Origin of the sequence: Paenibacillus rhizolycopersici, from assembly GCF_014947195.2 — a bacterium.
In the GTDB taxonomy this organism is placed as follows: Bacteria; Bacillota; Bacilli; order Paenibacillales; family Paenibacillaceae; genus Fontibacillus; species Fontibacillus rhizolycopersici.
In genome coordinates this window covers 224679-248839 of record NZ_JADCNN020000003.1, presented here as the reverse complement: position 1 = coordinate 248839, position 24161 = coordinate 224679, and the positions used below count along the sequence as shown (strand labels likewise).

The following is a 24161-nucleotide window of genomic DNA, read 5'->3' as shown; positions in this document are numbered from 1 at the left end:
TGAAATCCAAATACTAGAAGGAGAAGGAGAAACCGAGATGAGTCACAAGCAGGAGTATCTGAATCCGATCGTGGAGCAGCGGGCGGATCCGTGGGTTTACAAGCATCAGGACGGTTATTATTACTTTACGGCTTCGGTACCCGAGTACGACCGGATCGAAATCCGGCGATCGACGACGCTGCAAGGATTGGGGGAGGCCGAGCCGGTCGTGGCCTGGCGTAAATATGAATCCGGTCCGTTGAGCGCCAACATCTGGGCGCCGGAACTCCATTTCATCGAAGGGAAATGGTATATCTATTTTGCCGCGGCGCGAACGACCGAGACGAACGAGGGGTTATTTGATCACCGGATGTACGTGCTGGAGAACCCTTCAGCCAATCCGCTCGAAGGCATATGGCAAGAGAAAGGACAGGTTCGCACGTCATGGGAGTCGTTTGCGCTGGATGCAACGATGTTCGAGCATCAGGGGGAACGTTATTACGTTTGGGCACAGAAGGACCCGAAGATTGAAGGCAACTCCAATCTCTACATCTCCCGAATGAGCAATCCTTGGACGCTGATTGGAGAACAAGTCATGATCTCTACGCCCGAATTCGACTGGGAAACCATCGGTTTTAAAGTAAACGAAGGACCGGCGGTACTAAAACGGAATGGGCGTATTTTCATCAGCTATTCGGCTAGTGCAACGAACCATCATTATTGCATAGGTTTGCTTTCCGCGGATGCATCTGCAAATCTGCTGGACTCCGACTCCTGGATGAAATCGCCGATCCCGGTGTTCGTCTCCAATGAGGCTGCCGGTCAGTTCGGACCGGGACACAACAGCTTTACCGTCTCGGAAGACGGGCGTGACGTGTTGGTCTATCATGCCCGCAATTACAGGGAGATCGTCGGCGATCCGCTGTATGACCCGAACCGGCATACGCGGGCTCAGTTTCTGGAATGGAACGAAGATGGTACGCCCAATTTCGGTGTGCCGGTGCCGGACTCTTCCCTTAAGGGGAATTAGGGCAAATCTGTTGAACCCAAGTCCTTGCGGCGGGTTTGATCAATTCAGGAAAAAGGCTGCTCTAGGCTCATCCAACGATGAGAAGGAGCAGCTTTTCGTTTCTATGCATCAAAATAGTGCAACAAGTCAACAGAATAATGTTTGTGGAAGAAGCAAAAATTGAAATATAATTAATTGTAAACGCTTTATTACTCTTACTAACTGGAAGAACGAAACTTTTTTTCCGGTCGGAGGAATGCCTAATGATTAAAGTGCTTATTGTTGACGACGAACCCAAGCTCAGAGAAGGCCTACGTACGTTCATCGATTGGGAAGCCTGTGGCTACGAAGTTGTGGATACAGCGGCGAACGGGAACGAAGCACTGGATAAATTTCAACGATATCAACCCGACCTGGTGGTGGCTGACATCCGTATGCCTGGTATGGACGGGTTGCAATTGATCGAAAAGCTCCGAATGCAGGATCCGCTCCTGCATATTTTGATACTTAGCGGGTACGCGGACTTTAGTTACGCTAAGAAGGCGATGACCCAGCGTGTGGACGGTTATTTGCTGAAGCCGGTGGATGAGGATGAACTGAAGGATTATCTCTGGAAGATCAAGCTGACGGTCGATGAGGAGAGGGCCTCCCAGCAGTGGAAGCACGTCACGACCGAATGGAACCGGGAAGCACTGATACAGTCCGTGCTGACCGGTGAAGAAGATGACGATCCTGCTCCGCTATGCGAGCGGGCCAGTGAAGTCGGCATCAGCGGTAAGGTGTATCAAGTCTTGTTGCTTAGCGCGCAAACGGAAGGGGACGTCGAGGCCCAAGGCAATGCACTGGTCCGCAAAGCGCTGGCTCGGCTGTTCGAGGAACCCGGCCGCGGTTGGGTGTTCGCCATTCACGCCAAGATTGGAGTCCTGATTAAAGAACCGCTTTTATCGGTTGAACTCGGGGGGATCTATCGCGAGCTCACGGCTGAATTGGCCGGCACGGGGATCCGTTTCTCTGTGGCACTTGGCGGGAAGGTCGGTTGCTTGACGGAAATTCGGGAATCCTATCGGACAGCGTGCGAACTGGTTCGGCATCATTTTTTTCTAGATCAGGGAACCGTTTTGACCCCGGAAGACAAGCGATCCGGAAGGGCTGCTGACGCAGGGGATTTGTCGACCGAAGAACTGGGGGAACAGCTCTTTTATGCGGTAGACATCGGCAATCAGGATGCCGTGAAATCTTTGCTGCGCCAACTGGGCGAAGCGTATATGACGGATGGCGCGATGGAGAATGAAATCAAGAACCGTTACGTTGAGCTGTTGACGACGATATACAGCAAGGCGCTGAAGCAGTCGCCGGAGCTGCAAAGCCGCGGCAAGGAGTTTTCGGACGGTTTTTCCAAGATCCAAAAGGCCTATTCCATTCTGGAATTAAACGGGCAGGCAGAGGTTCTACTGCAGCAGATCATGAATCAACTCGGTGAAGACGGGAAACACCGCGAAGTCAAAATTATGCTAGACCTCATTCACCGGAACTACAGCGATAATCTCAAACTGGAGACACTCTCCGGTATTTTTAACTATAACAGCGCTTATTTAGGCAAGTTGTTCAAGAATACGACGGGCGAATATTTCAACACGTATCTGGATAAAGTGCGGATTGAGAAAGCAAAGAGTTACCTGGAGGAAGGCTTGAAGGTATACCAGGTGGCTGAAAAGGTCGGATATACGAACGTCGATTATTTTCATAGCAAATTCCGCAAGTATGTCGGGACTTCCCCTTCTGCCTACCGAAAGCAGACCAACCATGCTTGAGGCTTCTCTGGGCCGTTCCTCTCTCGTTAGGGGGTCGGAGGATGTAGGTCATCCGCTTTCTTCTGACGATTATCCCGTTGCATCAGGGAGTGGAGAAAGAGGTACTGAAACGTACGAGTGAAAAAATGTAATAAAAGCGACCATTCTCGTTCGCTGATTAACCCGTAAGTTCAGCAGTCAATTAAGCCGCTGCTGCAATGGACGGGTTTTTTGGGTGTTCTATTAGCTGGCGGTACGGGATCGCCGGAATGGACACGCACATCTGAAGCAGTTTCTGGCGCATCGTCTCTTCAGAATCAGACATGCGCAGGCGGCGGCGTACAGTATACTCATTCAGATACGTCTGCAAATGCCCTATCCCCAAGGCAACATACGTATTTTTGAGAGAATCCCAAGCTGCTCTTATTTCTTTTCGCAAGGGCCAATACAGCCGATAAACCAACGGGAACGACTGGATGCTAGAGGTATGGACATCGACCTGCTTATTGATGAACGCGGCGAGATCGTGCCGGTTAGCCCGTTGTCCGCCACCCCTTTTATGCGATATCAGCTGAATCTTCACCCGCTCCAGCTCGCCGGACTCCGTTACCGTGCATCCGGCGACGACCGCGGTGGCATAAGGTTGAGAGGCTGGATGAAACCGCAACGGATCGTTCGCATACTGATCGCAGTTCACCTTCACCTCTCCGCAGAGCAGCTCCTGGGCATCGCATTCGCCGAGAGTATGGCGGATTTTGTGCAGCATGAGCCATGCGGTTTTGTAGGTAACCCGGATCACCTGACTCAACCGCAGCGCCGAGATGCCATCGGGAAGCAGGAATAATTCCATAGTTTGAAACCATTTCACCAAAGGCAGATGGGTTCTTTCAAATATGGTTCCCACCAAGGGCGAGGCTTGATAGCCGCATCTACCGCATTCAAACAAAGGAAGGCGGCGGGAGGATAGACGGGTGCACTCGGTATAGGCGCATCGCGGGCAGACGAAGCCATTGGGCCACTTCATAGCGATGATCGCAGCAATGCAGTCCGCTTCACTTTGAAAACGGGGGTTGATAGATTGAAGCTCCGTATTCGCATCTAATTCCAATGTACGATCCCTCCAACTCAAGATATGCGTACATACGTTCTCTTTTTCTTATTATACCAAACACACGTTCTGTTTTCAAGAAAAAAATCCCAGAAAATGATCTTGTTTTTAAACTCCTCCCCGATACCCCTAATTCTGAATGAAAGGGATAATCGTTGAGAGTAGGGGTGAGGTACCTATGGGGCCGTGTGGTCGATGCGATATTTTTATATGAAAAGATGACTAATATTCCGTGTATCGCAGGGGATGAATGGCGGGCTATGATAGGGTTGGTAAACCACGCGGGAACAAGCAGGGCATAACTTTTAAGCGCTTACAACGAAATTTTAGAGTATGGGAGCGAGGTAATCGTATGACGAACAGCACGTACCAATATCCTTATCAAAACCCCGATTTGCCACTGGCGCAGCGGGTGGATGACTTGGTTTCCCGATTCACACTGGAAGAGAAAGTTGAGCTGATGTGCCAGTTTCAAACCGAGGTGCCGCGGCTCGGCGTCAAACCATACAAACACGGTACGGAAGGGGCCCATGGCGTAGCTTGGCTAGGGGAAGCGACGTCTTTTCCGCAAAATACAGGGCTGGCCTGTACCTGGAATCCCGAGCTGATGCGTCAAATCGGCTCTGTGATCGGCGATGAGGCACGCGTGTATTTTCAGCGGAACCCGGCGGTTAACGGCTTGACGATCTGGGCGCCAACCGTTGATATGGAAAGGGACCCGCGGTGGGGGCGGACGGAGGAGGCCTATGGCGAAGATCCGCACCTCACGGGGGCGTTGACGACCGAGCTGGTGAAAGGCCTGCAAGGCGATCATCCGTTTTATTATAAAGCAGTAGCGACGTTAAAGCATTTTTACGGGAACAACAATGAAGTGGACCGCGGCAGTGATTCGGTGAGCATCGATCCGCGAAACAAGCGAGAGTATTACTTGAAAGCGTTTGAACGCACGTTCCGGGAAGGCCGGGCCGGGTCAATGATGACGGCTTATAACGGGATTAACGGTACGCCTTGCAACCTCAATCATGAAGTAAACGACATCGTTAAAGGCGAATGGGAGATGGACGGGTTTGTCGTTGGCGATGCCGGCGACGTGATGGGGACGGTGATGGATCACCGTTACTTGGAATCTTACGCGGAAGCGGTGGCTGGGAGCATAAAGGCAGGCATCGACAGCATGACGGATGATCAACCGATCATGTTCCAGGCGCTGCGAAATGCGTTGGATCAAGGCTTGCTGGCCGAGTCGGACCTAGACCGCGCCTTGCGCAACGCCTTCCGCGTCCGGTTCCGGCTGGGCGAGTTCGATCCGGAGGAGCGAAATCCGTACAGCCGTGTCCCGGAGGACAAACTGTGCGCACCGGAGCATGCGTCCTTGTCGTTGGCGGCGACTCGCGAATCGATTGTGCTATTGAAGAATGAAGGCTTACTGCCCCTGCCGCAAACGTTAAGTTCGGTGGCCGTTGTCGGGCCGCTGGCGGATGAAGCGATTACGGACTGGTATAGCGGCACGCCGCCTTACCGTGTAACTCCGTTGCAAGGCTTGAAGGAGAAAATGGGAGACCGCCCCGTCCTGTTCGGAACGGGCTTGGACCGGATTCGCTTGCGCTCCTCGGTGACCGGCAAATATGTCCGGATCGCGTCTGGTGAAGGGGCGGAAGCATTTCTGGCAGCTACCGGCGAGAACGCGGCCGATGCGGCGGTATTTGAGCGGGGCGATTGGGGCTGGGGCTCGAGCACGCTACGTTTGGTGGATACCGGCAAATTTGTGACCGAGACCGATTCGGGTCTGCTGACGGCAACGGCGAACGAAGCCAGCGGCTGGTTCGTGAAGGAAGTATTCGACTTTAGCCCCGCATCGGACGGCCAGATCGAGATGAAGGCATGGAACGGGCGGCCCATCGTCCTGAACGAGCGCGGCGGGTTGATCGCGGTTGGCGAGAACGTTTTTGATAATGCCATTAAGGTCGACAGCCGTCTGCCAGGGGAAAAATGGGTTGTGGAAATCGTAGAGAATGGGATCGAGAAGGCTGTCCATGCGGCCAAATCAGCGGAGACGGCGATTGTCGTCGTGGGTAACAACCCGTTCATTAATGCGAAGGAAACGATTGACCGCGCTGACATTGTACTGCCTCCAGCGCAGCAAGCGCTTATTCAAGCGGTACGGGCAGCGAATCCGAATACCGTGGTCGTCACTGTCGGCAGCTATCCGTTTGCGGTCAATTGGGAGAACGAGCATGTGCCGTCGATTCTGTTTACCTCCCATGCTGCCCAAGAGCTTGGACATGCCGTAACCGACGTGCTGTTCGGCGACTATAATCCGGCGGGACGCCTCAATATGACCTGGTACCAATCGGTGAACCAGCTGCCGGAATTGAAGGATTACGACATTATGAAAGGAAAGCGGACTTATCAATATTTTGACGGAGAAGTCCTCTACCCATTTGGTCATGGGCTTAGCTATACAACGTTTGAATATAGCGGACTGACGCTGGATCGGACGACGGTTGGTCAGGACGGTGAAGTTCAGATCGCATTTGAAGTGCGGAACTCCGGAGATATGGCCGGGGATGAAGTGCCGCAGCTATACGTACGGATCGGGCAGTCTCGTGTGCCGCGTCCACTCAAGGCGTTGAAGGGTTTTACTCGCCTGCATCTTCAGCCGGGAGAAGCGAAACGGGTTACATTTACGCTGAAGGCGGATGAGCTGGCGTTCTGGGATGTGACTCGGGATCGGTATTGCGTGGAGTCGGGCGAAGTGACGGTCATGGTTGGACCTTCTTCGGAGGTCATTGCCTTGATGGCAACACTACAGGTGGAAGGCGAAACCGTGCCGCCGCGTTCACTGCTCGAACCGGTGCGTGCGGTCAACTACGATGATTACGAGCAGGTCTTCCTGGATGAGTGCCGCGAGGGCGGCGAAAGCATCCGGTTAAAATCCGAGCGCGGATGGATTGCTTTCCGCGATGTCGATTTCGGAGAAGGAGCCTCCCGGTTCGAAGCTCGGGTATCGGGGAATTTGAAGGGCGGCGAAATCGCGGTGACCCTGGATTCCACGGATGGCGAGGCTGTGGTCAGTTGCAAGCTTCTGCCGACCGGCGGACGCCAGGCCTGGACGACGGTAACTGCCGAAGCCGCAACCGGCTTGTCGGGCCGGCATGATGTGTATCTGCATCTGCAAGGGGAAGCGCAAATCAGCTGGTTCAAGTTATGTTAGAAGGAATAATCGCCGGATGTCTCCGGTTCTTTTGAGCCAAACTATAAAAAACGACAAATTAGCTGGGACTATTTCCAGCTAATTTGTCGCATCAAGAATGCGAACTAATCGAAATCATTTCCGGCACTTGCTGTGCTCACCGAATAGCTACACCCCCACCGGCGCCAGCAGCCGTTTACGGAATTCCGAAGGCGAGCAGTTCATCGTCTTGCGGAATACCCGGATAAAATAGCTGATGTTGTCAAAGCCAACTTCCAGTGCAATATCGGAGATTTTGCGCTCCGGCTCGCGCAGCAGCTCGGCGGCCTGGCGAATTCGGTAGGAATTGATGTAATCCATCGGTGTCTGGCGGGTCATCGATTTAAAGAAGCGGCAGAACTGGCCCTCGCTCATTGGGATCAGTGCCGCCAGTTCCGCAAGCCGGATGGGATGACCGTAGTTCTGCTGGATATGCTGGATAACGGTCTTGAGCCTGTCGATCTTGGACGATTCGCTGCGGCTGCTGCCATAGGATCGGTTGACGGCCCGGCCTGTCGCCGCGGTTTCCGCCAGCATCAAGTATAGATGTCCTTTCACGGCGCCTTCATAGCCGGGCGATTCAGTGCTGCAACTGCGCATCATGGCTACAATATGCTCTAGTAAGGCGAGGCTTGCCGCTTCCTCTCGCTGAATATGGCGAGGGAACGTCGCTTTTCGTTCTTGCAGCGGCAGGACAAGGTTCTCCTGAACCGCGTCGTAATGGGCGCTGGCCAACAGCTGCGTATCGAAGACGAGGGAGAAGAACGCGCAGCCTTGTTCGCCGTGCGCATGCGCGGCGTGAATGTCTCCGCCATCGATAAACACCGCTTCCCCGGCCCGGACCGGGAAGTAGTCGGTATCGACTTGAAAGAGGGTTTCGCCTTCGAGGCAGTAGAAAAACTCAGCCTCGTCGTGCCAATGGCAGTCGATGACGTGTTCCCCGGGACCGTAGCGATACCAGTAAGTGCCGAACGGAAGGCGTTCATTGCCGTGACTTTTGCTCTCCTTCAGGGAGCGGCGGAGCGCTTGATCCATGCCTCTTCACCTCGTCAAAATAGTGTTATATTTTCGCTTGATAATGTTAGTTTATTGTTCGTTGTATCAGTATAATGCAAGTATAGAACGTTTTCATTTGAAAATCAATGTGACGAAAGGCGGGTTTTCCCAAATGAAGTTTACCGATGGCAACTGGCTGATTCGCGACGAATTTACGCTCTCCACCGCGGTGCAGGCCTATGATTTCCAGGTTCAGGACCATACCTTGATCGCCTCCGCATCGACAACACCGATCCGCGGCCGCGGCGACATGATCAATACCACCTTACTGACGATGCAATTCCATTCTCCACTGCCGGGAGTCATTGGCGTAAAGCTGATTCATTTTGCCGGTACGGTCGACCATGGTCCGCATTTTGAGCTCGCGAAGGGCGGCGACCATGCCGAGATCACCGAGAACGAACAATACGCCGAACTGAAGAGCGGCAGCCTTAGCGTCCGTATCAACAAAGGCCCGCAATGGTCCGTCGATTTCTATCGCGGTAGCGAGCGGATTACCGGCAGCGGCTCCAAATCGATGGCGCACATCACCGAAACGGGCGGCAACACCTATATGCGTGAGGAGCTTGACCTTCGCGTCGGCGAATGGGTATACGGACTAGGCGAACGCTTCACCTCGTTCCTCAAGAACGGGCAAGTCGTCGATATCTGGAACAAGGACGGCGGCACGAGTTCCGAGCAGTCCTACAAGAATATTCCTTTCTACGTCACCAATAAAGGGTATGGCGTACTGGTTAACGATCCGGGGGCGGTTTCCTTCGAAGTCGCGTCGGAAAAGGTGAAAAAAGTGCAATTCAGCGTCCCCGGCGAATCGCTTGAATATTTCGTGATCGATGGACCGGAGCCGAAGGACGTACTGAACAAATATACCGATTTGACCGGCAAGCCATCGCTGCCGCCGGCATGGAGCTTTGGCCTGTGGCTGACGACCTCGTTTACGACCGATTACGATGAAGCTACCGTAAATTCCTTCGTGGACGGCATGGCCGAGCGCGACTTGCCGTTGCATGTATTCCACTTCGATTGCTTCTGGATGCGCGAATTCCACTGGACAGACTTTAAATGGGACGAGCGCGTATTCCCGGATCCGGTAGGTATGCTGAAACGCCTGAAGGAAAAAGGCCTGAAAATCTGCGTATGGATCAACCCGTATATTGGTCAGCGTTCCCGTTTGTTTGAAGAAGGCAAGAAGAACGGCTATCTGGTGAAAAAAGCGAACGGCGACGTGTGGCAATGGAACTTGTGGCAGCCTGGCATGGCGCTTGTGGATTTCACGAATCCAGAGGCTTGTGAATGGTTTGCCGGGTACTTGCGCGAACTGGTCGACATGGGCGTCGATTGCTTCAAAACCGACTTCGGCGAACGGATTCCGACGGATGTAGTATACCACGACGGCTCCGATCCGGTGAAAATGCATAACTACTACACGTACCTGTACAATAAAGTCGTCTTCGAAGTGCTTGAAGAGAAGCTGGGCAAAAATGAAGCCGCCTTGTTCGCTCGTTCCGCGACCGTCGGCGGTCAGAAGTTCCCGGTTCACTGGGGCGGCGACTGCTACGCCGATTATGAATCGATGGCGGAAAGCCTTCGCGGCGGCCTATCGCTGGGCCTCGCCGGCTTCGGCTTCTGGAGCCACGATATCGGCGGCTTCGAAAATACGGCACCGGTGCATGTGTTCAAACGCTGGCTGGCCTTCGGCTTGCTGTCGAGTCATAGCCGCTTGCACGGAAGCAGCTCGTACCGCGTACCTTGGGCTTATGACGACGAGGCCGTGGACGTAACCCGGTTCTTCACCAAGTTAAAATGCCGGTTGATGCCGTATATGTTTGACACCGCCGTGCAGGCGACGCAGCAAGGCGTGCCGACGATGCGGGCGATGTTCCTCGAATTCCCAGAGGATCCGGCTTGCGATACGTTGGACCGTCAATATATGCTAGGCGACTCGTTGCTCGTTGCGCCGGTATTCAGCGAAAAGGGCGACGTCTCGTACTACTTGCCGGAAGGCCAATGGACCCACTTGCTGTCCGGACAGACGGTAGAAGGCGGCAAATGGCGCAAAGAGAAATACGATTTCTTCAGCCTGCCGCTGTTTGTTCGCCCGAATTCGATTTTGGCGACGGGAGCGAATGATGTTCGTCCGGATTATGATTATGCGGACAAAGTGGAGCTTGGCTTGTACGCGATCAAGGACGGCGCAACGTTGTCTCGAACGGTTCGCAATGCGAAAGGCGATGCCGAACTCAACGTTACCGTCGTTCGCAGCGGAAAGCTCGTGAAATTGACGGCCGAAGGCGCTGGCAAACCGTTCTTCGTCACGCTGCATGGCATGGACGAAGCGGCTGCGGTGCAAGGCGCGGTGTTGGCAAGTAACGGCGCGGTGGAAGTGGCTTCCTTCAGCGGCAAAACCGAACTGCAAATCACTTTGAAATAATTGGTCCTGGACCTTGGCCGCTAGGTAATTTAATATGTGACAGGCATCCCTGGCGTAAGGGTAAGTGTCAGGGATGCCGAAATATCCCCTTTTCCCCTTAAAGAAGGGGATATTTCCATTTTAATGAGGGGGGATCTGATTGTTGGGTAAACTGGTCCGCATCACCAACAACCTGAGATTGAAGCATAAGTTGCTCATTTCCTATATTGTCGTGGTTATGATCCCCATCCTTATCGTAGGGGTCGCTGTAACCGCTTACTTTCGCAACCAAGCGATGGAACGTGCGATCGCGCAGACCACCAACAACGTCGAGAAAGTAAAGACCCGGACCGCCACGATGCTCCGCGTGCCGACCGATATTTCTGATTTTTTTATGCTCGATGAGGGACTGGAGAAGATAGTGGACACCCGGTATCCCAGTGTGTTGGAGCTCACGAAGGCATACCTCGATTATGATGATTTCCGCAACTACGACAGGACTTACCGTGAGGTTTCCGGGATTCGTTTCTATTATGACAATCCAACCTTGATCAACAACTTGGAGCTAATCCCGATGAACGAAGAGATCGAGGACATTTATTGGTACAAGCAGGCGATGAAAAGCAAAGACATCGGGTGGTTCTACATCAACGATAATCAGGAAGTCCCGGTGAAGCGGCTTAGCTTGGTTCGGCAAATTTCATTTGAAGGAACCCGAAAAAGCGGCGTCCTCATGGTCATCATGAACCAGGAGGAACTCAACCGGATGCTGCAGCAGGAGCCTTTTGAGACGCTGATCACCGATGATTTGGGATACGTTGTGGCGGCCAAAAATCCGTCGTTCGTCGGCAAGACGCTGGAGGATCTTGATTATGGCATCGATTTGCGGACGCAGCAAAAAGGAACCTTTAAAGTAGCTATCCAAGGCGTACCGTCTTATCTCGTGATCGACACCTTGACGCCGGAATCTAGCATGAACGGCTTGAAATTCATTTCGGTGTTTGCGACGGAACCGATCGTAAAAGACGCGAATACGGTAAGCCTTATTGGACTTTTGATCATAACCCTCGTATTGCTGATCGCACTGATCTTTGTTTATATCGTTTCGTTCTTGACCACAAACCGGATGCTGCGGCTAAGCCGCCATTTGAACCGGTTGGCACTGGGGGATTTTCACGTTGTATCACGGATCGACGGCAACGACGAAATCGGACAGCTGTCACGGCAGTTTAACTATATGGTGGAAAGTATCCGCCAACTGATGGATCAAGTTGTGGAGAAAACCGAACAAAACAATGCCTTGGAGCTTGCGCAGCGGGAGATCAAGCTAAAGATGATGGCCAGCCAGATCAATCCGCATTTTCTGTTTAATGCGCTGGAGTCTATTCGCATGAATGCCCATATGAAGGGAGATAAAGAAATCGCCAACGTGGTCCGGCTGCTAGGAAAGATGATGCGTAAGAACCTGGAAGTCGGCAGGGAGAGCATCCCGCTGAAGGAAGAGTTGGATATGGTCAGCTCTTATCTGGAAGTCCAGAAGTTTCGTTACGAGGAACGCTTAAGTTATACCTTATCGATCGATCCTGAAGTCAGCGCCATCCGGGTACCGCCGCTGATTATCCAGCCACTGGTCGAGAATGCCGTTGTCCACGGGGTCGAGGATAAGGAAGAAGGCGTGCATGTCGAGGTGAACATTGAAAGGGACAAGGAACAGGTCCGGGTAACGGTACGTGATAACGGGATGGGGATGACGACGGAACGCCTTCGTGAGGTGACGAGCTTTATATCGGGTACCAAAGAGCCGGAGCAGAAGCGGATCGGACTGCGAAATGTCCATCAAAGACTCGTATTGTCCTATGGGGAAGAGCATGGATTGCGTATCGTCAGTGAGTATGGCATCGGCACGGAATTTACCTTTACGATTCCGACCGGAGGGAATCTCTAATTATTATATGGTTTTGTTCGAAATCTCTCGGGTATTTCGCCGCCCCCCCTTGTTTTATCATTAAGTTATAGCAGACGAGGGGGGAGAAAAGAGATGGAAACGCTGTCAACTCAGCCCGAAACCAGAAATGTAAGCGCAACCCCTAAGCCGCCGAAAAAGCGGAAGACCGGTATCTGGCGGAGCATTTTACAGCAGAAATACTTGTACTTAATGTCCATGCCATTCGTCATCTGGTTGTTTGTTTTCAACTATTTGCCGGTCTGGGGATGGACGATGGCTTTCCAAAATTATAAGCCGTCAAAATCCTTCTCCGAGCAGAAATGGGTAGGATTTAAAAACTTTGTGGACCTGTTCCAGGATGAACGGTTCTACCTGGTACTTCGCAATACGCTGGCCATGAGTATAATGGGCCTGATCGCGGGATTTGTGATTCCAATCACCTTTGCGGTGCTGCTCAACGAGCTGCGCGGCAAATACTTCAAGCGAACGGTGCAAACCGTATCCTACCTGCCGCACTTTGTGTCCTGGGTTGTTGTCGGGGGGATCATTACGAAAATGCTCTCGATCGACGGCGGGATTGTCAACGAGCTTCTGGTGTCGTTGCACATCATTAACGAGCCGATTCAATTTATGGCCCAGGGGAAATGGTTTTGGGGAATTGTAACCGCTTCCGATGTCTGGAAGGAAACTGGTTGGAACGCCATCATTTATTTAGCGGCGATCACCGGTATTGATAAAGAGCTTTACGAGGCGGCCCGGGTCGATGGGGCCGGACGCTTCCGGCAAATCTGGAACATTACGCTTCCGGGGATCCGGACAACGATTTCGGTGCTGCTGATTATGTCGATCGGCCATTTGATTGGCATCGGGTTCGAGAAGCAGTTCCAGCTCAGCAACTCGCTGGTTACCGACTATTCCGAAGTACTGGATTTATATGCGCTGAACTACGGGATTAACATCAGCCGCTTCTCTTACGGTACGGCAATCAGTATGTTCACTTCGGTGGTCAGCATTATCCTGCTGCTTACCGCCAACGGAATTATGAAGAAAACAACCAAAGAAAGCATCATGTAGGGGGAGGGAGACGACGATGGCAAGTTCAAGCAAAGCCTTCAACGATACACGGGGCGACAAAATCTTCAATATCTGTAATTTCATTCTTATGAGCGTTATTTTGATCATCACGTTGTACCCTTTCCTGAACGTGCTTGCGATCTCTCTGAATGATTCCACGGACACGGTAAGAGGCGGCATTTACCTCTGGCCTCGGGAATTCACCTTGGAGAATTATAAGACGATCTTTAATTACTCCAGCCTGATTACGGGATTCAAAATTACGATTTACCGGACGGTGCTCGGAACCGTGCTCGGGTTGATCAGCGCCTCGATGCTGGCGTATACGCTAAGCCGGCCTGATTTCAAATCCCGGAAGTTCGTCTCCACGTTTCTGGCGCTTACGATGTACTTCTCCGGCGGGTTGGTTCCAACCTATATGCTGATGCGCCATCTGGATTTGATCGGCACGTTCTGGATTTACATCCTCCCGGGAATTGTCAGCGCATTTAACGTTTTCATCATCCGTTCCTTTATCGACGGATTGCCGTATGCGCTGCAAGAATCCGCCAAGCTGGACGGGGCCAACGACTTTACGATTTACTATAAAGTCATCCTGCCGCTCTGCAAGCCCGTTCTGGCAACGATCGCCTTATTCCTGGCGGTAGGCCAGTGGAACTCCTGGTTCGACACCTATCTTTACAACGGGAACAAAGCGCATTTAACGACCTTGCAATACGAGTTGATGAAAATTCTGCAAAGCACGAACCAAGGTGCAAGAATGACCAATGCCAACGATATGGCCAATATGATGGCTCAGGTATCTCCCGAGTCCATTAAGATGGCGATCACGATTGTCGTTACGGTACCGATTTTGATCATCTATCCGTTCTTGCAACGTTATTTCGTAGACGGTATGACGCTGGGCGCGGTAAAGGCTTAATCAATAAGCTTTCGACTTCGCTTCCGCCGCAGATTCACTGGCGGCGGGGCGGCCTCAAGCGGACGATCTTTCTTGTCAGCCAATAATGAAAGCCCTTTCTCGTTCCGGAACGCCGGGCAGAAGGGGAGCAGGTCTCGGTATCAGCAGGCAAAGCCTGTTATACAATATAGGTTTTATCAAGACTACGAGGGGGAAAGTAGAAATGAAATGGAGAAGCCCTAAAGCTTTTGCAGCGATTTTGCTCGCGAGTACGATGTTGGTAGCGGGTTGCGGAAGTAACGGAAACAATGCCGCCAATAACGGAAATGCAGGCAACACCGGAAACGCAGGAACCAATGCAGAAGCGGCAGCCGATACAAGCCCGATTACCTTTACCTTCTTCGGCGCTGACGCTAGCCCGAACTGGAACAACATGCAAGACGATGTGGGCAAAGTGATTACCGAAAAAACCGGCGTTTCGATCGATGCCGAGTTTGACGTAGGTGCCGGCGGCGGCGAGAACAAAATCGCCCTGATGGCAGCGAGCGGCGATGTACCTGATTTGATTTTTGCCAAAGGCGAATTGAGCAAACTGGTCGATGCCGGACTGATCGTCGATATGGCCCCATTGATTGAAGAGCATGCGCCAAACCTGAAGAAAATGTTCAGTGAAAACATGAATCGTCTGAAATATAGCAATGATGATCAAGCGATCTATTCGTTGTTTACAAACGGCGGCGTGGACCAACAATATTTTGACGCCGGCGGCGGATTTGAAATTCAACAACGCGTTCTGAAGGAGCTTGGTTATCCGAAGGTTCGTACGGTACAGGACTTTGAAAATGTACTGAAGCAATACGTGGAGAAAAACCCGACGACGGACGGTCAGCCGACGATTCCGTTGACGCTGAGCGCCGACGACTGGAGAATCATGATTACGGTAACGAACCCGGCGTTCCTGACAACCGGCGCTCCGGATGATGGCGAATACTACGTCAATCCGGAAACATACGAAGCTCAATTGCACTACAAACGCCCGGAAGAGAAAGAATACTTCCGTTGGCTGAATCACATGTACAATGAAGGTCTGTTGGACAAAGATACGTTCGTACAAAAAGAAGACCAATACAAAGCGAAAATCGCCAGCGGCCGCGTGCTTGGTCTGATTGACCAGGAGTGGGGCTATCAGGATGCAGAAAACGCACTGAAAACCGCAGGCAAAGATGAATACACCTACGCACACTTCCCGGTAACCTTGTCGGAAGACTACGAAGACCATTCCTTCCAGCAAGCGGGGGTTGATGGTTACGGTATCAGTATCACGACAGCATGTAAAGATCCGGTGCGTGCAATCAAGTTCATTGACTGGTTATCCTCCGACGAAGGCCAAGTGCTGAGAAACTGGGGGGTCGAAGGCAAACACTATACCGTTGAAAATGGTCAACGTGTTGTTCCAGCCGACGTTCAAGATCGCAAAGTGAATGACAGCACGAACTTTACGAAGGAATCCGGAATCAGCCTTTATCGCACCTTCGGTGCTAACTATGGCGACGGCGTAAAAGATCCTTCGGGCAATTACTATACCACGAACTTCCCGGATCAAATCGTAGCAGGTTATACGGAAGCTGAGAAAGAAACACTGAAAGCTTACAACGCAACGACTTGGAAAGACTTGTTCCCTGGTGAAGATGCATTCCCTGCGAAGGATTGGGGCGCTCTGTACAACATGCCTACTCCAACAGACGGCGATTACCAAGTGATTTTCCAAAAAACGCAGGATATCGTCCGCAAACGGATTCCGGAAGCGGTTCTGGCGAAAGCAGCCGACTTCGACAAAGTGTATGACGCATTCCTTGCCGAGCTGGATAAAGCGGGTGCTAAGGAAATGGAAGCCGAATATACGGAACTGGTTAAGAAAAGAGTCGAGTTGTTTACCGGCAAGAAATTGTAATCATCGTATATCGTCTGACGATCTAAATAAGGTTGTGAAAAGGCCCGTGATTTCCTCGGGCCTTTTTGCGCCAATATGAAGGAGAATTTCGGAGGAGTGAGAAAGGTGACCTATCCAGATCAAACAGAGTGGGAATTGTGGTATGATCGGCCCGCTTCCCGCTGGGAGGAAGCTCTTCCCGTCGGAAACGGGCGGATCGGTGGCATGGTCTTTGGCGGGATTCATGAAGAAACGATTGCATTAAATGAGGATACGTTATGGTCGGGATTCCCCAGGGATCCGCAAAACTACGATGCGCTTCGTCACCTTGGACCGGCACGGGAGTTGATTTTTGCCGGCAAATATAAGGATGCCGAAAGGCTGGTCGACGCAAAAATGTTGGGTCGGCGCACGGAATCCTACCAACCGCTCGGGAATTTGCGATTGGAGCAGGGGGGAGTTGAGGCGGCAGGGGAAAGCGGAGTTAGCTCGTTCCGGAGAGAATTGGATTTGGGGACGGGGATCGCCGCTACGAGCTATCGAATAGGCGAGGCGGCTTATCAGCGCAAGGTGTTTGTCAGCGCGGTTGACCAGGTGCTGGTCGTGCGTATCGCTGCGCATGGGGAGAAACCCATTGATTTGACCGCTTCGCTGGATTCGTTACTGCGGTATCAAATCGGAAGCGAAGGGGCGGAAACAGCCCGAATCGTCATGACAGGTCAAGCCCCCAGCCATATCGCCGACAATTATCGTCGTGACCATCCACAGTCGGTCTTGTACGAGGAGGGCTTAGGCCTGTCTTTTGAGGTACAGCTGCTGGCGTTGACAGAAGGCGGCACGGTAGAGGTGGATAAATCAGGTCGACTGATCGTCCGCGGAGCACAGTCTGTGACGCTGCTGTTAGCCGCCGCGACGAACTTTGCCGGTTATGAGATGGCGCCGGGAAGCGGCGGGGTGGACCCGGCAGAGCGGTGCCGGACTGCGTTGACCGCGGCGGCGGAGCTCGGCTATGAGCGGCTGCGTGAGCGCCATGTAGAAGATCACCGTCGGCTGTTCGAGCGCGTAGAGCTGCGCTTAGGCAGCGCTACCGCGGCAGCGGAGCGGGCGTCACGGCCGACCAACGAGCGGCTAGAAGCCTATCGCAGTGGGGCAGAAGATCTTGCGCTGGAGGCGCTGTACTTTCACTATGGCCGGTATCTGTTAATGGCCAGCTCCCGGCCAGGGACGGAAGCCGCCCATTTGCAGGGGATCTGGAACCCTCATGTACAGCCGCCGTGGAATTGCGGGTATACGACCAACATCAATACGCAAATGAATTATTGGCATGCAGAGGTAGCGGGGCTGCCCGAGTGCCATGAGCCGTTGTTCGAGTTGATCCGCGATCTGAGCGTTACCGGTAGCCGAACGGCGCGAATTCATTACGGCGCTCGGGGCTGGGTAGCTCATCACAACGTGGATTTATGGCGTCAGTCCACGCCGTCGGATGGCGAATCAAGCTGGGCGTTCTGGCCGCTCGGCGGGGTATGGCTGTGCCGGCACTTATGGGAGCATTATCAATTTGCACCGAATGAATCATTTTTGCGGGAGACCGCTTATCCGTTAATGAAAGGGGCCGCTGAGTTTAGCCAGGATTGGCTCGTGGCCGGACCCGACGGACGGCTCGTTACAGCGCCTTCGACTTCGCCGGAGAATAAGTTCCTGACACCGGATCGCGGCGAACCCTGCAGCGTGTCCGCCGGTAGCACGATGGATCTGTTCTTGATCCGGGAATTATTTACGCATACGATTCAGGCAGCGGAGATCCTTGGCCTTGATGAAGCGTGGCGAGTGGAACTGGCGGAGACGCTGGCGAGCATGGCCGAGCCACAAATCGGCCCGGACGGTCGCCTGCAAGAGTGGAGCGAGCCGTTTGCGGAAGCTGAGCCGGGACACCGGCATGTGTCACATCTCATTGGCTTCTACCCGGGGGACGCGATCACCGTACGGCAGACGCCGGAACTGACGGAAGCCGTACGGCGAACGCTGGAAGAACGTATCCGGAACGGCGGAGGCCATACCGGTTGGAGCTGTGCCTGGCTAATCAACCTGTACGCCCGGTTGGGTGACGGGGAGACCGCACACCGCTTCGTGGAAACGCTGTTGTCGCGCTCCACGTATCCGAACCTGTTCGATGATCACCCGCCATTCCAGATTGACGGTAACTTTGGCGGAGCGGCCGGCATCGCTGAAATGCTGCTGCAAAGCCATATGGACGGCATCGATCTGCTGCCCGCTCTACCCGCGGCCTGGACGAGCGGCCGGGTGAGCGGCCTTCGGGCGCGAGGGGGATTCTCCGTCGACCTCGCGTGGGAGGAAGGTCGCTTAACGTCGGCCAGGGTTACGTCGACGGTCCGAGGCGAGTGCACGCTGCGCGGGCTGCACGGCCTGTCCGTTCGCTTACCGGATGGCCGCGCCGTCCAGGAGGGGGACCGTTTTCAGACGGAAGCGGGAGTGACGTATATCGTGGGCTAAGAGACTAGCGGCACAGAACTAATGCAAGCGGCGAAACTGCTGAGGCGTCATACCCGTATGCTTGCGAAAAGTGGCGACAAAGTGGCTGGCATCGCGGAAGCCCGTTTTTCCGGCGATGGCAGATACAGTTACGCCGGGCTCGCTGGCCAGATGCTCCTTTGCTTTATGGATGCGCATGTGGGTGAGGTAGCTGTATGGAGCGATGCCAAACGTTTGCTGGAACAGCTTGCTGAGATGTCTGCCCGACATCCCAACGACGTCCGCCAGGGTATCCAACCCGATGTCGGGGTTGCCGTATTCCTGCTCCATCCAGGCGAGCAGCGGACCTAGCTTCTCCATATTACGAGGGACGGCGCTGCTGCTTACCTGACCGAACTGGCTCAGGACGGCGAGAAAACGATACACCTCTGTCGAGGTTTCCAGGCCAAACAAGTCCTGGATGCTGTCCAGCTTGTTCAGTAATTGACCGAGAAGCGGGGTGAGGGGCGCCTCCGCTTCCCAGCGGAACATCGCGGCCTCTCGGATCCCAAACGCGGCTAGGATCGAATTGACGGCCGCTCCGCCAAAGGTGAGATAATATGTCTCCCATTTCGAGCTCCGTTTGGCTTCGTAAGCGTGCGGCATGTCCGGCGGCAACAGCATTCCGCTGCCCGGCGGAAGCGGAACTGTTCCGTTGGCAAAGGTCAATTCTCCTTCGCCCTCGGCGGTTTGCAGCCAATGGTAATAGGGGTATCCGTCCGGACGAGCGATTTTTTCCTGATTCGGATTATAGCCTACGCTTTCCAGAAGCAACGGAAGATCCGGGGTAGCAGCCGGAGAGAAAACGAAACGGGTAAAGGCCCGTGAGCTCATCGTGATGAATGCCTCCTAACTTGATCCATATTATTATATAACAATACGAAATTATTATATATAAAGCGGGAAAATTCTCTTTTACAATGGACTTAGAAGTTATATTTGCTAAAGGATGTGGGTAGGGTGATCAACGATAAACTGCCGAAAATCTGGTATGGCGGCGACTACAATCCGGAGCAGTGGGGACCGGACATTTGGAAAGAGGACGAACGGATGTTTAAGCTGGCGGGCATCGACGTTGCTACGGTTAACGTCTTTTCCTGGGCATTGAATCAACCGGACGAAGAAACCTATGACTTCACGCAATTGGACGAAACGATCGACCGCTTGTACAAGAGCGGAGTTCATGTATGCCTCGCAACGAGCACGGGAGCACACCCGGCTTGGATGGCCCATAAATACCCTGACGTGCTGCGCGTTGACGTGCAGGGTCGAAAACGTCGGTTTGGCGGACGTCATAACTCCTGCCCGAACTCGCCGACCTACCGCAAATATTCCACACGTCTGGCCGGCAAGCTCGCCGAACATTATAAGGACCATCCAGGCCTGCTCATCTGGCATGTCTCCAACGAATACGGCGGGTACTGTTATTGCGACAATTGCGCTGCGGCCTTCCGCGTTTGGTTGCGGAAGCGTTACAAAACGCTGGATGAGCTTAACCGGGTTTGGAACACGCGGTTCTGGGGCCATACGTTTTATGATTGGGAAGAAATCGTGGTCCCGAACGAATTGAGCGAGGAATGGGGCGGAAGCCGCACGAATTTCCAAGGGATTTCGCTCGATTACCGTCGCTTCCAGTCGGAATCGCTGCTGGAATGCTACAAGCTGGAGTATGATGAAATCAAGAAGCATACCCCAACCCTTCCCGTGACGACGAATCTGATGGGGCTCTATCCGGAGCTGGATTATTTTGAGTGGGCCAAACATATGGATATCGTCTCCTGGGACAACTATCCGTCCTTAGATACGCCTGTCAGCCATACGGCCATGACCCACGACCTGATGCGCGGGCTGAAGAGCGGTGCCCCGTTTATGTTGATGGAGCAGACGCCAAGCCAGCAAAACTGGCAGCCGTACAACTCCCTCAAGCGTCCCGGCGTGATGCGGTTATGGAGCTATCAGGCGGTCGCCCGCGGTGCCGACACGGTGATGTTCTTCCAGTTGCGCCGCTCGATCGGGGCTTGCGAGAAATACCACGGGGCGGTCATTGAGCACGTCGGTCACGAGAACACCCGGGTATTCCGCGAGGTGGCGGAGCTTGGCCGAGAGTTGGAGCAGCTTGGCGGCACCCTGCTGGACGCGCGGACCGAGGCGAAGGTGGGCATCGTATACGATTGGGAGAACCGCTGGGCGATCGAACTCTCAAGTGGGCCAACCGTAGCTTTGAATTACGCGAACGAGGTGCACAAATATTACGATGCGTTGTTCCAAATGCACGTGGAAAGCGACATGGTGTCGGTGGAGGAAGATTTCAACAAATATGAAATCGTGATTGCGCCGGTCATGTATATGGTGAAGCCGGGATTTGCGAAGAAAGTGGAGGAGTTTGTGGCCGCCGGCGGGACGTTCATCACCACCTTCTTCAGCGGCATCGTGAACGAAAATGATCTGGTGACAACCGGCGGTTATCCGGGCGAGCTGCGTTCCGTGCTGGGCATCTGGGCGGAGGAGATCGACGCTTTGCTGCCGGGCCGCACAAATCAAATCGTGATGAAAGAAGCCTGGGGCGCATTGTCAGGCCAATACGAATGTGGTCTCTTGTGCGATTTGATCCATACCGAAGGTGCTGAAGTGCTGGCGGAGTACGGATCGGATTTCTACAAGGGGATGCCGGTTATAACGGCAAACCAGTACGGTAAAGGCCGCGCTTATTATGTAGCGAGCAGCCCGGAAGCTGCCTTCCTGCAAGGGTTCCTGAAGAACCTGTGTGAGGAAAAGGGGATCAAGCCGCTGCTTGACGCTCCAACTGGCGTCGAAGTAGCCCGTCGCGTCAAGGACGGCAAAGCCTTCCTGTTCCTGCTCAACCATAACGAAGGAGCAGCCGAGGTAGAGATTGGCTCGTCCGGGATGAAGGATTTGCTGGCGAATGCCGAGGTGTCAGGCACCGTAACGGTGCCTGGCCGGGGCGTCGTGATCTTGGAAGACCGGAAATAAATAAAAACCGCAAGGCCGTGGTCGGGGCCTTGCGGTTTTTTGCGCTGTTCCTTCAGCAATGTTGTAGGAACTGCAACATTGCTAGCAGGATAGATGGCTTTCGAAGCAAAGTGTTGTTGTTTCCGAAACATTTTACCCACGGACGTGAGCGGACCACCGTCGCGGCGTTTAGCTGTTCTCCAAGATCGTGTTCAATGTCGTGCGGTCTAGCCCGCGCACGAGGCGGATCAGCAGCTCCTTAGCCGCATCGTAATCATCCGTATGGATGATCGATGACGACGTATGGATATAACGGGAGCAAATGCCGATAACGCTAGATGGCACGCCGGTGCCGCTGAGATGTACCTGCCCGGCGTCCGTGCCGCCCGGCGACACGAAATATTGGTATTTAATCTTGTGCGTGTCCGCCGTATCGCGGATATACTCGACCAAACCGCGGTGGGTGATCATCGTCGGATCGAGGATGCGAAGCAATGCGCCGTCGCCCAAGCGGCCAAACGCCTTTTTATCACCGGTCATGTCGTTAGCGGCGCTGGCGTCCAAAGCGAGGAAAATGTCCGGCTTGATCAGATTGGCCGCTGTCCGCGCCCCCCGCAAACCGACTTCCTCCTGCACATTGGCACCGGCGTAAACGATATTCGGCAGCTTCTCTCCATGGAGCGCCTCAACCAACTCGATCGCCAAACCTACGCCATAGCGATTATCCCAGGCTTTGGCCATGATTTTCTTCGGATTGACGAGTGGAGTGAACTCGCAAATCGGCACGATTTGCTGGCCGATCCGTATTCCGGCAGCCTCGGCCTCTTCGCGGCTGTCGGCGCCGATGTCCAGATACATCGCCTTGAGATCTACCGGCTTATTCCGCTGCGACTCGTCCAGCAGATGCGTCGGGATCGATCCGACCACGCCCGTGACCCGGCCGTCAGGCGTAATAATTTGCAGGCGCTGTGCTAATACGGTCTGGCTCCACCAGCCGCCCAACGGTTGAAACGATATCATCCCGTTGTCGCTGATGCCGGTGGTCATGAAGCCAACCTCATCAAAATGTCCGGCAACCATCACCCGAGGCCCTTGCTCGTCGCCGCGCAGTACCCCAAACAAGCTGCCTAAATTATCTTGTACGAACTCCTGCGTATAAGCCGACAGTTTGTTTTTGACGAGGGCGCGCAGTTCCCGTTCAAAGCCAGACGCCGCCGGGAATTCCGTCAGCTCTTTAAATAGCTCGCGCGTTTTTTGATCCATTGTATTCTCTCCTTTTCTGTATTCGCATGTAAACATTCCATCTTAGTATGAACTACCTTTTTTCGATTGTCCATGCGGCTTAATGCTCTTGAGGTTAACCCTCTGCCGCACCCAGCCTCCACAAGCGGCATATACTGCAGCATGCAGCAGTCTGATGGGCGAATGAGGGAGGCTACGCTTATAATGGAACGATATGCCAAAGATTGGCTCATAATTTGTCTTCTATTCATCCTGCTGGTCATCATCCTTCAGTATTTATGAATGGTCTGAAGATACTCCAAGATGGCAGCGCTTATTTAGCAATACCCCGTCCCGCCTAACGCGAACCCGCCGGAAGCTGATTCCTGCGGGTTTTTTCATGCCGTAAACCATGGATGATTTTCCAAACATAACAAGCGGTCGGATGACAAATAATGAGTATACCGTGCAAGTTAGGAAAAGAAGGAGGAATGCCGTTTGCCTGCAAAAGCGAAAAACAAGCCGGGAGCCCGTGTGAAGCTGAACCACCTGCTGTTGACGGAGCAAGACTACAAGCAGGTTGCCGACCAGCATAAACCCAAAACGAACATTTGGGGCAATTGCCTGAGGGCGTTTCTGGTCGGCGGGCTCATCTGCCTGATCGGCCAATGCATCCAGCAACTGTTCATGACCTTTGCCGACATGACGGCGCGGGAGGCGGCCAGTCCTACGGTTGCCGTGCTGATCTTCATCTCCGTCGTGCTCACTTCGATGGGGGTTTACGATAAAATCGCCCAGTGGGCGGGGGCCGGTACAGCCGTACCAGTAACCGGGTTTGCCAACTCGATGTCCTCCGCGGCGATCGAATCCCGAGCGGAGGGGCTTGTCCTCGGCGTTGGCGCCAATATGTTCAGGCTGGCAGGATCTGTGATTGTGTTCGGCGTCGTTGCCGCCTTCATTGTGGGCGTTATCCATGTCATCTTCGGCTTGGGAGGAGTGCATTAATC

Annotated in this window: 15 protein-coding genes; 11 read left to right on the top strand and 4 right to left on the bottom strand. The window is 53.5% G+C overall.

All coding sequences use genetic code 11. From position 1 onward, the window contains the following. Positions 1-37: 37 nt before the first annotated feature. Entirely contained in the window at positions 38-1009 is a 972-nt protein-coding gene (locus IM700_RS04945) for a glycoside hydrolase family 43 protein (protein WP_193416446.1), read from the top strand. Between the two features lie 242 nt (positions 1010-1251). Then, positions 1252-2799, top strand: coding sequence for a response regulator transcription factor (locus IM700_RS04940; RefSeq protein WP_193416445.1), 1548 nt, complete (start codon positions 1252-1254; stop codon positions 2797-2799). Between the two features lie 181 nt (positions 2800-2980). On the opposite strand, the gene IM700_RS04935 is transcribed toward IM700_RS04940, so the two are convergent. Continuing rightward, positions 2981-3886: a transposase gene (locus tag IM700_RS04935; protein ID WP_193416444.1), complete on the bottom strand. Its 906-nt coding sequence runs from the start codon at positions 3884-3886 to the stop codon at positions 2981-2983. 352 nt (positions 3887-4238) lie between these two features. Between IM700_RS04935 and IM700_RS04930 the strand changes: the two genes are divergently transcribed. Beyond that, positions 4239-7100 carry a glycoside hydrolase family 3 protein gene (locus IM700_RS04930; RefSeq protein ID WP_193416443.1) on the top strand — a complete coding sequence of 954 codons (2862 nt, stop codon included), beginning with the start codon at positions 4239-4241 and terminating at the stop codon, positions 7098-7100. A 147-nt stretch (positions 7101-7247) separates the two neighbouring features. On the opposite strand, the gene IM700_RS04925 is transcribed toward IM700_RS04930, so the two are convergent. Then, positions 7248-8153 carry an AraC family transcriptional regulator gene (locus IM700_RS04925; protein ID WP_155605681.1) on the bottom strand — a complete coding sequence of 302 codons (906 nt, stop codon included), beginning with the start codon at positions 8151-8153 and terminating at the stop codon, positions 7248-7250. 133 nt (positions 8154-8286) lie between these two features. Here IM700_RS04925 and yicI point away from each other — a divergent pair, with 133 nt between their 5' ends. The 6 genes from yicI (at position 8287) to IM700_RS04895 (ending at position 18945) form a co-directional block, all read left to right on the top strand. Next, a complete protein-coding gene (gene yicI / locus IM700_RS04920) occupies positions 8287-10605 on the top strand; it encodes an alpha-xylosidase (RefSeq protein WP_193416442.1) in 2319 nt (772 codons plus the stop codon). Positions 10606-10744: 139 nt separating this feature from the next. Then, positions 10745-12529 carry a sensor histidine kinase gene (locus IM700_RS04915; RefSeq protein WP_193416441.1) on the top strand — a complete coding sequence of 595 codons (1785 nt, stop codon included), beginning with the start codon at positions 10745-10747 and terminating at the stop codon, positions 12527-12529. A gap of 93 nt (positions 12530-12622) precedes the next feature. Then, complete coding sequence (locus IM700_RS04910; RefSeq protein ID WP_155605678.1) at positions 12623-13603, top strand: ABC transporter permease; 981 nt, start codon at positions 12623-12625, stop codon at positions 13601-13603. Between the two features lie 16 nt (positions 13604-13619). Continuing rightward, complete coding sequence (locus IM700_RS04905; protein WP_155605677.1) at positions 13620-14525, top strand: carbohydrate ABC transporter permease; 906 nt, start codon at positions 13620-13622, stop codon at positions 14523-14525. 202 nt (positions 14526-14727) lie between these two features. Beyond that, the gene (locus IM700_RS04900; protein ID WP_193416440.1) at positions 14728-16455 is read left to right on the top strand and encodes an ABC transporter substrate-binding protein; all 1728 of its coding nucleotides are present in this window, start codon (positions 14728-14730) and stop codon (positions 16453-16455) included. A gap of 75 nt (positions 16456-16530) precedes the next feature. Next, on the top strand, positions 16531-18945 hold the full coding sequence (locus IM700_RS04895) for a glycoside hydrolase family 95 protein (protein WP_193416439.1): 2415 nt from the start codon (positions 16531-16533) through the stop codon (positions 18943-18945). An 18-nt stretch (positions 18946-18963) separates the two neighbouring features. Here IM700_RS04895 and IM700_RS04890 read toward each other — a convergent pair whose 3' ends face one another. After that, positions 18964-19797 carry an AraC family transcriptional regulator gene (locus IM700_RS04890; protein ID WP_193416438.1) on the bottom strand — a complete coding sequence of 278 codons (834 nt, stop codon included), beginning with the start codon at positions 19795-19797 and terminating at the stop codon, positions 18964-18966. 126 nt (positions 19798-19923) lie between these two features. On the opposite strand from IM700_RS04890, the gene IM700_RS04885 reads away from it, so the two are divergent. Further along, entirely contained in the window at positions 19924-21954 is a 2031-nt protein-coding gene (locus tag IM700_RS04885) for a beta-galactosidase (protein ID WP_193416437.1), read from the top strand. Positions 21955-22122: 168 nt separating this feature from the next. Here IM700_RS04885 and IM700_RS04880 read toward each other — a convergent pair whose 3' ends face one another. Continuing rightward, positions 22123-23196, bottom strand: coding sequence for a M42 family metallopeptidase (locus IM700_RS04880; protein ID WP_193416436.1), 1074 nt, complete (start codon positions 23194-23196; stop codon positions 22123-22125). Between the two features lie 456 nt (positions 23197-23652). On the opposite strand from IM700_RS04880, the gene spoVAC reads away from it, so the two are divergent. Then, positions 23653-24159 carry a stage V sporulation protein AC gene (spoVAC, locus tag IM700_RS04875; RefSeq protein WP_155605671.1) on the top strand — a complete coding sequence of 169 codons (507 nt, stop codon included), beginning with the start codon at positions 23653-23655 and terminating at the stop codon, positions 24157-24159. Positions 24160-24161: the final 2 nt, after the last annotated feature.